At 43.1% G+C, this 11,168-nt stretch carries 10 protein-coding genes; 6 read left to right on the top strand and 4 right to left on the bottom strand.

Going from position 1 to position 11,168, the window contains the following annotated elements:
• The first annotated feature begins 90 nt into the window (after positions 1–90).
• On the top strand, positions 91–1,089 hold the full coding sequence (locus KP803_RS21245) for an NADP-dependent oxidoreductase (protein ID WP_248010854.1): 999 nt from the start codon (positions 91–93) through the stop codon (positions 1,087–1,089).
• Between the two features lie 97 nt (positions 1,090–1,186).
• Here KP803_RS21245 and KP803_RS21250 read toward each other — a convergent pair whose 3' ends face one another.
• Together KP803_RS21250 and KP803_RS21255 are read right to left on the bottom strand one after the other, a co-directional pair.
• A complete protein-coding gene (locus KP803_RS21250) occupies positions 1,187–1,666 on the bottom strand; it encodes a YehS family protein (RefSeq protein WP_248010855.1) in 480 nt (159 codons plus the stop codon).
• A 132-nt stretch (positions 1,667–1,798) separates the two neighbouring features.
• On the bottom strand, positions 1,799–2,677 hold the full coding sequence (locus KP803_RS21255) for a LysR family transcriptional regulator (protein WP_248010856.1): 879 nt from the start codon (positions 2,675–2,677) through the stop codon (positions 1,799–1,801).
• A gap of 83 nt (positions 2,678–2,760) precedes the next feature.
• Here KP803_RS21255 and KP803_RS21260 point away from each other — a divergent pair, with 83 nt between their 5' ends.
• The 5 genes from KP803_RS21260 (at position 2,761) to KP803_RS21280 (ending at position 8,053) form a co-directional block, all read left to right on the top strand.
• A complete protein-coding gene (locus KP803_RS21260) occupies positions 2,761–3,672 on the top strand; it encodes a Rossmann-fold NAD(P)-binding domain-containing protein (RefSeq protein WP_248010857.1) in 912 nt (303 codons plus the stop codon).
• Between the two features lie 151 nt (positions 3,673–3,823).
• The gene (locus KP803_RS21265) at positions 3,824–4,996 is read left to right on the top strand and encodes a MerR family transcriptional regulator (protein WP_248010858.1); all 1,173 of its coding nucleotides are present in this window, start codon (positions 3,824–3,826) and stop codon (positions 4,994–4,996) included.
• 47 nt (positions 4,997–5,043) lie between these two features.
• Entirely contained in the window at positions 5,044–5,652 is a 609-nt protein-coding gene (locus KP803_RS21270; RefSeq protein WP_248010859.1) for a class I SAM-dependent methyltransferase, read from the top strand.
• A 148-nt stretch (positions 5,653–5,800) separates the two neighbouring features.
• Entirely contained in the window at positions 5,801–6,847 is a 1,047-nt protein-coding gene (locus KP803_RS21275) for a formylglycine-generating enzyme family protein (protein ID WP_248010860.1), read from the top strand.
• A 162-nt stretch (positions 6,848–7,009) separates the two neighbouring features.
• A complete protein-coding gene (locus tag KP803_RS21280; RefSeq protein ID WP_248010861.1) occupies positions 7,010–8,053 on the top strand; it encodes a formylglycine-generating enzyme family protein in 1,044 nt (347 codons plus the stop codon).
• Positions 8,054–8,083: 30 nt separating this feature from the next.
• Here KP803_RS21280 and KP803_RS21285 read toward each other — a convergent pair whose 3' ends face one another.
• Both KP803_RS21285 and KP803_RS21290 read right to left on the bottom strand, forming a co-directional pair.
• A complete protein-coding gene (locus KP803_RS21285) occupies positions 8,084–10,561 on the bottom strand; it encodes a LysM peptidoglycan-binding domain-containing protein (protein WP_248010862.1) in 2,478 nt (825 codons plus the stop codon).
• 57 nt (positions 10,562–10,618) lie between these two features.
• Positions 10,619–11,168: DUF4123 domain-containing protein (locus KP803_RS21290; RefSeq protein WP_248010863.1), on the bottom strand; the 550-nt coding region annotated here is incomplete at its 5' end.

Raw genomic sequence — 11,168 nt, forward strand, 5'->3', positions numbered from 1 at the left:
TAGCTTTTCACCCACTATATACCATACAAATAATAGGTAATAATCGTTTCATCAACTCAGCCTTCCAAATAAAAACAAAAGGAACACACCATGAGCCATTACAAAGAAATCTTGCTTGCCCAACGCCCTGACAACAACCCAATTGGCCCGCACCTTTTCAAAGTACAAGAAAAAGAAATTCCAACAGCAGGTCCAGGCCAGATTTTAATCAAGCAGACACACATGTCATTGGACCCTGCCATGCTAGGTTGGATGAGCCCAGACACTAACAGCTACATTCCACCAGTGGATCTAGGTGCTGTGATGCGATCGAGTGGTTTTGGTGAGATCGTTGAATCTAACCACCCTGATTTTTCTGCAGGTGATAAAGTCATGGGTATGATTGGCTGGACAGAATATGCAGTCTCAAATGGACAAGGTATCAACAAGGTACAATCCGATATTGATGCCGAGATGGCGTTGTCTGTCTTCGCTCTTCCGGGCTTAACCGCAACCCAAGGGTTATTCCATTTCGGTAAACCTAAATCAGGTGAAACTCTCGTTGTAACAGGTGCTGCAGGATCAGTAGGCTCAATTGTTGGTCAGCTTGCGAAAGCCGACGGCCTTCGAGTCATTGGTGTCGTGGGTAGTGATGAAAAGGCCGACTGGATTGTAAATACGTTAGGCTTTGATGGCGCCATTAACTACAAATCAGAGAACTTAGAAGAGCAACTGATTGAGCTAACACCGAATGGCGTTGACGTGTTCTTTGAAAATACGGGCGGCCCAATTCAACACGCTATTTTCAACCGTATGAATACCCATGGACGTATCGTTGTATGCGGCATGATCGCCGATTATACAAGCGAAACGCCTGCACTTGGGCCGAACTGGATAAACCTAATCAAAAAACGCATCACGGTTCAAGGCTTTGCAATGCCAGACCATTTTGGTGATGTTCCTGCACTGCTCGGTAAATTAACGCCATACGTAATGCAGGGTAAGGTTCAGTACCGAAGCCATGTTCTCGACGGATTAGAGAGTGCAATGACAGGGCTTAACTTACTGCTAACAGGTCAGAACCAAGGTAAGTTGATTGTGAAGCTATAATGTAACGTTATAGAGTCTTTGTTATCGAAAGAAAAAAGCGAGAGACCAAATGGCTCTCGCTTTTCTATTTGTATCACGCTTGTACTGAGGTCATTAATTACCCAGCAAACTCTTCTGAATCAGGGCGGTTAGTAAACTGCACGCCGTTTAAAAAATCGCTCAGAAGCTGGTCTTCACAATTTTTGTAGTTTTTGTTGTTCGGCTTGCGGAAGTAAGCACCAATTTCGTACTTACTTAAGCTAATACCAACCACTTCTAATACGTCTAATACGTCTTCTGCTTTCATGTTTAGCGCAATACGCAGCTTCATGAAAATCATATTATTAGTTAGCTCAACTTCTGGCTTAGGCTGATCGCCCTCTTTTTTGCCTCGCTTGAGGTTAATAAAGCCATTTAAGAATACGGCTAACTCTTTATCTTTCATCTTAGTGAATGATTTATCGCTCTCATCTTTTAGCCAATTTCCAACCTTGTCGTGAGCAACAGTAACGTCTGCTTGCTCGAAAGCTTTGATAACTTGTGCGTTTTTAAGGTTTAACGCGTGTTGGATACGACGCAAAATTTCATTGTTAGTCACTAGGTTGTCCTAAATAGGGAGATGGAGATAAGTATAGTTGAGCGCGACTCTACCAGAGAACCTTCGTTTTCGGTAGTTCAAAAAACTCAGACCCTACAACAATAGGGAAATGCATTAAATATAAGATCGTCTTCAACCCAAAACGCCCGGTAAATTATCGGCTAAAAAATCCATAAGGACTCGGATTTTCTTATTGTGCTGAACATCTCGATGACAAGCTAGGTAAATAGGAAGGCTAGGTATATCAATTCCAACCTGAACTTCCGTAAGGCCAGCTTCAAGGCAAGGATTCTTATGGGTGACAACAATTCCACCATGATGGCGAGCAAGCTCTAGATGCATTGGCATAAAATCTGTGCGCATTAAAAACTGTTCGTTATTAATGCTCCACCCCATCTCTTGCCCACCTTTTTCAAATTGACGGTCGCGGTCATAGCCAATAATTCGATGTTGAAACAGCGCTTCAGCCGTCTTTGGTACGCCCTTCTTATCAAGGTAATCTGAGCTAGCAAAAAAGCCCAATGGAATATCAGAGATCCGGCGACAAACAAGATCTAATTGAGTAGGTGCAAACATACGAATCGCCACATCGGCATCTCGTTTATCCAAGCTACTCACCAGATTACTCACTTCTACCTCAACAGACACATCAGGGTAAGCATCCATAAACTGTGGCAGTATTTTGGGCAAGTAATACAGGGCGACTAGCTCATTTGCTGCTAGGCGAACGCGCCCAGTCAATGTTGATGATTGTCCTGCAGCCAACCGTTCGAGACGGTCAGCACTTTCCTGCATCTGTTGACACTCTTCCAGTAAGCTTTCACCAAAGCCCGTTAATGTTAACCCTTGAGTGCTGCGATCAAAAAGTGGCTGACCCAGTCTGTTTTCCATCAGTTGCAATTGCCGGCTAAGCGTGGGTTGCGAAACTGCGAGAACCTTCGCCGCTTGGCTTAAACTGCCTTGCTCTGCAATAACCAATAGATGTTGCCACCATTGCCAACTGTTATTCATATTTGCATACCCACCAATAACTATTTCTTATTCAATATTTATACATGAATCATAGAATATTGGTATCAAATGGAGGGAACGACATGAAAACTGCACTTATATTAGGTATTACTGGGAACTTTGGCTTACAAATCGCGATGGCCCTTAAAACAGAAGGTTGGAAAATTCGTACATTAGTGCGAGATAAAACCAAAACGCCTAAATGGTTATCATCCAGCGACATTTGGGTTGGAGATGCGAGTAATGAGCAGCTTATCGAGGAAGCAGCTTTAGGCGCTGAACTTATCGTATATGCCATTAACCCTGTTTATTACCGCTGGGAGACTGAAGCTTTACAGCTGCTAGAGCCAACCGTGAGCGTGGCGGCTAAACTCAAAGCACGCATTTTATTTCCAGGTAACGTATATAACTTTAAACCCAATATCGCGCTTATCTCTGAAGATGATCCAATGAAGCCTATTTCTCGGAAAGGAGCGATTCGAGTAAAAATGGAGCAAAGGCTTTATCAAGCCAGTCAGCAAGGTGCAAGTGTTACGATTGTAAGGGGTGGCGATTTCATTGGTCCAAATACTCACTTCACATGGTTAGATCTGATCTTAAAACATAATAAAAGTTCGGCCAGAATTAAATTCCCCCATGATGCTCGGCATGTCCATTTTTGGTCGTATCTACCCGACTTATGTGCCAATACAGCAATGTTGATGTCGCTGCCTCAGTCGTCCTACGAGGTTTGGCACGACGATGGTTTAAAGCTCAATCAGCAAGATTGGCAGCAGGCATTTCTCGCGAATAATACGAAACTCCGCACATCAAAATTTTCATGGTGGGTATTCAAACTGAGTTCGCCATTTGTACCGCTAGTGAGAGAAGTCGTAAAGATGCAATATCTTTGGCAGCAGCCCGTCTTATTAGATGGTAATAAAATGAAGCAGGCGCTGAAAGACAAGTATCAATCAACGCCTTTAGAAAATATTTTACCTCTATTAGCGAAGTAACGCGCTCTACCCGACACCAAGAGCCAAATGACCTTTGGCTCAGTACCACACCTATTTTAGAATCTCTTCAAACCTTTCATTGACCTGTCTATAGCTTCATAGTTTAAAGTCTATAATCACTTGAACAAGTACTTACGAATGTGGATCGGATATGGCGTATCGCATCTCAGAGCTGGCTAAGAAAGTTGGGCTATCTCGCACGGCTCTTCTCTATTACGAGAAGCAGAAGCTCATCACTGGGCAAAGACAAAGTAACGGATATCGCGTCTATTCAGACAAAGATGTTCAACGCGTGTTATTGCTTCAGCAGCTCCAAGCGGGCGGGCTTACGCTCAAAGAGTGCAAAGCGTGTTTAGAGGCCAAAGTCGATCGTACTTTGCTGCAAAACCGATTACGCACATTAGATGAAGAGATTGAGAAGAAACGGCAATCTCGCCAGCTACTGGCCGCCATGCTGGGTGAAGGCGATCTCAAAGCGTGGCATGAAAACATAGACAGTGTTGCGCCCGATGCACATTTAGATTGGTTAATGAAGCAAGGTTTCAATGAAAAAGAAGCTCTGCGATTAAAATGGTTATCAAAAGACATGAACGAACACGAACAATACATGGCGGACTTCATGACCGTCTTTGAAACACTTGAACGATGGGGCCCTGGCAGTGAAAGCGATACACTAAAAGCGTTTACTCACTTACCTAAGCCGCCACGCTCCATTTTAGAGATTGGCTGCGGCAACGGTTTAGCCACCACGGTACTTGCGAATCAGTGTGATGCTCCAATCACAGCGGTAGACAATGAAGAGTCAGCACTTAAGCGGCTTAATAGTACGTTAGCATCGAAAAACCTGAGCCACAGAGTCACGCCTTTGTGTGCCAGTATGACAGAACTCCCATTTGATGAAGCCAGTTTTGATTTGATATGGGCAGAAGGCAGCGCCTACATTATGGGCGTTGAGCAGGCACTTAAACAGTGGCGTCCACTACTTGAAAAAGATGGGATGCTCATGATCAGTGATTTGGTCTGGCTAACCGACTCTCCAAGTGAAGAAGTATCGAAATTTTGGGCAAGTGAATACCCAGATATTCAAACCATCGCAACGCGTTTAGAGCAGATAAAAACCGCTGGCTATGAAGTCGTGCATCACTTCTCACTAAACCAACAGTCATGGCAAGACTATTGGTTACCATTGAAAAAGCGCATCAAATCATTAACAACCAGCATGCCAGATTCAGCAGCGGTAAAGGATATCGCTAAAGAAGTCGAGATTTATCAGCGTTATTTGGACGAGTTTGGTTATCAAATGTTTGTTTTACAACGCAGTTAATAACACAATAGGAAGAGATAAACTTCACACTGTTAAGGCTCTCATTCATGCACTGGTTTGACCGACTGAGTATTTACCTATACCACTACAATCGTATAAATACTTGGTCGGGTAATTTTTCAAAGATACAAGGTTGGTCTAGTGATGAATCTCAATTTGCTCGGTTTGAGATGATAAAGCAGGCGGCAAACTTTAACGGTAAGCACCTGCTTGATCTCGGCTGTGGTTACGGCGAGCTTTATGACTACCTTTCCCTCGACTTTCAATTAGCAAAATACACGGGGGTTGATCAACAGCACCAGTTCTTAAAATCAGCAAGACGAAGACTACGCAATGAACGAGATATCTGCCAATTTATCCGAAGCGACATCAGCAAATTTACGCTCAATGATGTTGATATTGTGGCGGCGAGTGGGTCGTTAAATTACCAGAGCCGTGACCCAAACTACATCACCAATATGATCACCCGCATGTATAAAATAGCCAATGAGACGGTCGTATTTAACCTGCTTGATTCTAGTACCTTCCCCGCTCAATCGTTACTAATGGGTTACAACAAACAAGGCATTTACCGTTACTGTAAGACCTTGTGCTCTAGTGTCGAAGTTATTGAAGGATATGCGAATGAGGATTTTACGGTTGTGATGAGGAAGTGATGATTCCCCCCATAAAATCCTTAATTACTCTATGTTTACAAAACGCCCATATTTATTTGAACTGCGTTCCACCTTCCCCTTCATCTATTCCTACTTAGAACAGGCAAAATTGTATAAAATAATCACACTAGAACAGGGGATAATAAATTTGAAAAACAAATGGTTAACGGCAATTGCATTAGCCCCTGCAATTGGGGCGTGCAGTGATACAAATTGGGCTAATAAACTCAGTAGTGATAGCGTTTCGCAAGAGCAGATAAAAACCATTTCCAACAACATCGAAAAGCTCTACCCCGACGCAAGTGACGAGCTGAAATACAAAGCGGCCGATGTGGCGGTTCGTGCCATTGAAAACCTAGTCTTTGTTGAAGGTGGTAGCTTTGAAATGGGGGATTTTGGTATGCCTTGTGAAGTACCCAGTGGCACCGTAAACCGCATTGACTGGACCCCAGACGTAGAGTGCTTGAGCTCACCAACCAGTGTTGAAACCGGGGCTGTGTATTTACATGATGTTACATTAGACTCATATTCTATGTCAGCTTATGAGACCAGTTTTTCTGATATGGAGTGGATGAGACAAATAAATGGACTACCAGTCGCTTATAACTCGTATGATCAACCGAACGCGGATATTAATAGAAACTCCAGTACATACCACGAACTTATAGATAATAGCAGCAACCTGATAGCGTGGACAAAAAAGTGGCAAGAAGCTAAAGACTATTGTTTATGGCTTGGCGAAGTAACAACATTACCTTTCGATTTACCAACGGAAGCACAGTGGGAGTACGCCGCTCGTAGTGAGGGTAAGAAAAACTATTACGCTACAAATAACGGGTACCTTCAATTTGATGGTGATTCATACATCATACCTGAAAGTGGAATATATATAGAAATCAAACGTGAAGAAGCAAATGCTCCTGTAAGCCTTAGTGCAGCTATAGGGAAATACCCTCCTACTCCTTTAGGTATATACGATATGAGTAACCTAATTAGAGAATGGGTTAACGACTGGTATTCTCCAAACTATTATCAAGTGTCGCCTAAATACAATCCATTAGGCCCTGAAGACGGCACTCTTAAAGTAGTACGCGGTGGAGCAAACACAATGACTTTTGATCGGTCATATGAACCACCCAAACTAGAACGGTACTCTGTAATCTCTTTCCGCTGTTCTTCACAAACTGAAATTTGAATACCAATCAATATACACCTGATACGCTTTAAGCTTTACTTTGTCCAGCAGCAATTCAACTCCTTATTTAACTTGAATTCGGTTCCAAATCCATACTCTTGAACTCTGTTTTGCGCACCTAATTTCATGTAAAATCTAACAATCAGAATTACGGGATAAAATATGAAAAACAAATGGTTAGGGGTGATTGCATTAGTCCCCGTAATTGGGGCATGCAGTGATACAAATTGGGCTAATAAACTCAGTAGTGATAGCGTTTCACAAGAGCAGATAGAAACAATTTCCAACAACATAGAAACGCTCTACCCTGATGCAAGTGACGAGCTGAAATACAAAGCAGCTGATGTGGCGGTTCGAGCGATTGAGAACTTAGTGTTTGTAGAAGGTGGTAGCTTTGAAATGGGCGACTTTGGTATGCCCTGTGAAGTACCTAGCGGTACGGTTAACCGCATCGACTGGACACCTGATGTAGAGTGTTTGAGCTCACCAACCAGTGTTGAAACCGGAGCGGTGTATTTGCATGATGTCACACTAGACTCGTATTCTATGTCAGCTTATGAGACAACTTTTATTGACATGGAATGGATGAGGCAGATTAATAGGTTGCCTGCTGCTCTTAGTAACCATGATTTTTCTACAACCCAACGTAATGAAAAACTATACGAAGGAATAATGGAAAATCGAGGCACATATGCCGCTAGCACAAAGAACTGGCAAGATGCTAAAGGTTATTGCTTATGGCTGGGAGATGTTACGGCTCTACCATATGATTTGCCGACTGAAGCACAATGGGAATATGCAGCTCGAAATCGTGGTGAGATGTTGTATTACGCAACCAACACTGGTTATCGCCAAACTCGCAAAGACCGATATATAGATGTCGACACAAATACACGCATAAGATACCCAATTGATGAGGTTAATGCTTCAAGTCGCCTTGAAGCTGTTGACCGTTTCCCTCCCAATCCATTAGGAATATATGGAATGGCCAATCAAGTCAGCGAGTGGGTAAACGATTGGTATTCTCCCGACTACTACCAAAACACCTCCCAGCACAACCCGCAAGGCCCTCAAACGGGAGAAAAAAAAGTGCGCCGTAATGGAGGAGCAATGACATTCGATCGCAGTTACGCTACCCCAAATAACAATCACTACGATCCAAGGAATGGTTTTCGTTGTTCTCTACAGCAAACCACAGCCATATAACTAAAGTGCCCTCTCTTTAGAGGGCTACTATTAGCAGTGTGGGATGTTCTGCTCTGCGCATTGGCTTATAACTAGAGGTTGCTTATCATTAATTTGAGCTCGATTCATAGGTATATAAGGCTTAAAATCAATGTTTTCTACTTTATCCACCGCAGCCAACTCAGCAACCCAATGATTAAAGTCTCTTTGTTGTGGCCCATTTAAAATTGCATTAATCCGCCCAAGGTTATTAAAGAGACTAACCTCATCACCTTCTTCACCATCTACACTCATACGCAGTAATATCTCTTCAAACTTATGCCAACTATACGTACTTTCAGCAAGAAGCTTATAAATAGCTACCTCTTGATCATGTTGTAAGCGTAAGCTAAGTGAAAACTGCTCTACGAGCAGATGTAGCATTTGCCCAACAGCCTCAGGTTGAAGCTGGCTAAGATGAAAGTCTCCTAAAACATTTTCATCTATTATTCTAGTAGCTAAAATTTGAGCTGTTTTCCTCCGCTCTTGTGCGTAAAGCATACTTTGCTTCCACATATCTACTTTACTTTGACCAAACGACACTACATCCATTAAAACTTGCTTAGGATCCTCTATTGCGCTCGACATAAAGGCTATTAAGGTAGAATCAACCAAATATTCATATAATTCTTCACACAAGTTATCCAGCATACGATAATCCACATGCTGCAATCCTTGCAAAATAATCTTGGCTAAATCCCAGAGGTTCCCCAAATCTATTTCGGTACCAAAGCTACCGCCACCACCTTTGCCATAGACAACTCGGCCAGACCAATAAACATAAAACTTTGATCCACTCATGGCTAATTGAAAATCGAACTTAAACCCTTTACCTATGGCCACATTCGCTTCAGTGCTGATTTCAGCAAGTGCTTTGAATTTATCAGTATAGGCATCTTCCGGTGGCAGCCACTCCATCGCCCCTGCTAATTTCCCACTGAGTTTAGCCCCTTGAAATACATCCACCTTAAATCCAATATCTCCTTTAGGGCTGTGACCCACCTCTATGTTCGGTGCGAAAAGTGCACCCACACTACTGCCACCTTCATCTTTCTCGTTTGGCTGGTTAGTATTCGATGTGCTGCTTTTTCGTAACATTGGATGAGCTTGCCCACTGACCTCAACTGTTCGTCCAACAAAGCAGCCAATTTCAGCTTTACCGTTAAGACGAAAACAGCCAAATGGGTAGTATTCAGTTTCTTTATTCGCGTTGATAAAACTAAAACCAACCGCTAAGCCATTTTCGTAGGGGTAATATCGTGCAATGGTCGCCTTAGCTTCAAATAACGAAAAACTGGTAGCTGCCCCAATGCCAAATTTGACCTCGGCTTCACTAACATCCACTTCCGCGTCAACACTGCCAGACGCAGCCCAACGCAACATCTGTGCCTCTGTACTAATAGCAAACACTGTCTCTTTATCATCATTTAAGATATAACGAGCTGCTTTCCATTCCGCTCCTTTAAACCCCTTGGGCCGCCATTTCACTAAGTTATCCTTTAGCGTAGGGCTTAGTGACTTTTTAATGACATCTTTTTCAATGTCATCAACAATGGCTTTACCAATACCTTGTAAATCGCCACTATTGACGACCGTTCTTGTCTCTTTGGCTCTTGCGGTTTGCTGCCAGCCCGTTGTCTTTTTAGCCTTATCGAATTCTTTATTTCTAATATATAGGGTCTTATTCTCTTTCATCGAATACACTTCAACGAGATGATGAGGCATACTATCTGTCGCTTTTTTGGGTCCCCTTGTCGGTGACTCGTTTGTCTCTTCCCTCACTAAGTTTTTGTAGTACGCGCGCTCTGTATCAATACGTGCTAACACTTCGGTTTTCAAGGTTTTTTCAGATTGCTGACTCAGCCATCCCCCATGAATATTGACAAAACGACGACGCTTTTCTAGCTCAGCCAGTTTGCCGCGAATGGTAATTTGAGTAGAATCGCCCGCTGGCTTCTCAGGTACCTCTCTCATTGAAGGCGCCGGCAATATGTGGTTTTTGTGCGCTTTGGCGTACCACCTTTGGCGAGCATCATGTAACTGTTCTGCTTGCTGGGTGCTCACCACCTCCCCTTTGCCTGGTGCTAGTTCACACAGTTTGGTGTAATCTTTAAGGTGATTATTAACCTTCTCCACTTCAATATTGAGCTTTTCTACAGACGCTTCATCTAAACTGTAATACTCTAATGGGCTTTCCCCAGTGACAAAGAGAATGTCATACACTTCCATTGTTGCGCAGAGGCTTGCCGCTACAACATCACCACACTCGTCAAACGACACCTCTTCATCTTGGGATTCATCTGGCGCATTGAGCTCTATCGGCTCTAACGCTTCCTCATCTGGAAGAGTGATAGCCTCTCCCACCTTGATGAGATCTGGGTTGATTTGAAACTTAGGGTTTAGCTCAAGCAGAGTATTGAATTGTGTATTCTGTTCAATGGCAATTTGCAGTAGCGTATCGCCAGGTTTTACAAGGTATGTTTTGCTCATGATAGATACTTCTTTACCATTAATCGGTTAACACTGAATGTGAGATGGTCGCTGTCATTAACTTAATCGCCACTGAGAAGCGATATTCTGCATGGTGTCTAATCGCTCTTCAGACAATGACCAAATATCAGAGGGTGATGAATCGATGGGAATATGAGATAAATCCACGCTTAACCAGTCTCGGTTGTACCAGTGCAGGCGAGACAGTGCTGGAAAAAACTCTCGTCTTTCATACTCGTTCATTGAGCCCATTAACATCACTAACTGTCGAGGCTCATTAAAACGTATTAGCATCTCAGCTTTCCCTTTTTTCACCACTACGCGGCTGCGAAGAGAGGCCAGTAACGTTGCAAGCTCGATTGATTCATTGGCGTATACAAGGCACCCACTCGGCTTGGTTTCAAATTGTTCAATACAGAGTTTGAGAGCGCATTCACTGTTGTTTAAATGAACCAGAACAGGTCCACTTTCAACCTGCGCAAATCGGGTTTGATTAAATAGCGGGATAGCCTGAGTTTGACTAACATCACGAGTATTTTCATCTAATAACTGCTCTTTCCAATCTTTCCAAACCGTAGGTTCGATCAAGGCGTAAACCTGCTCTTCT

This window comes from Vibrio amylolyticus, from assembly GCF_023145695.1.
Classification (GTDB): Bacteria; Pseudomonadota; Gammaproteobacteria; order Enterobacterales; family Vibrionaceae; genus Vibrio; species Vibrio amylolyticus.

Coding starts and splice junctions, on each gene's coding strand:
- KP803_RS21265 (WP_248010858.1), top strand. CDS start 3,824: ATGGCGTATCGCATCTCAGAGCTGGCTAAGAAAGTTGGGCTATCTCGC.
- KP803_RS21285 (WP_248010862.1), bottom strand. CDS start 10,561: ATGAGCAAAACATACCTTGTAAAACCTGGCGATACGCTACTGCAAATT.
- KP803_RS21280 (WP_248010861.1), top strand. CDS start 7,010: ATGAAAAACAAATGGTTAGGGGTGATTGCATTAGTCCCCGTAATTGGG.
- KP803_RS21260 (WP_248010857.1), top strand. CDS start 2,761: ATGAAAACTGCACTTATATTAGGTATTACTGGGAACTTTGGCTTACAA.
- KP803_RS21270 (WP_248010859.1), top strand. CDS start 5,044: ATGCACTGGTTTGACCGACTGAGTATTTACCTATACCACTACAATCGT.
- KP803_RS21245 (WP_248010854.1), top strand. CDS start 91: ATGAGCCATTACAAAGAAATCTTGCTTGCCCAACGCCCTGACAACAAC.
- KP803_RS21255 (WP_248010856.1), bottom strand. CDS start 2,677: ATGAATAACAGTTGGCAATGGTGGCAACATCTATTGGTTATTGCAGAG.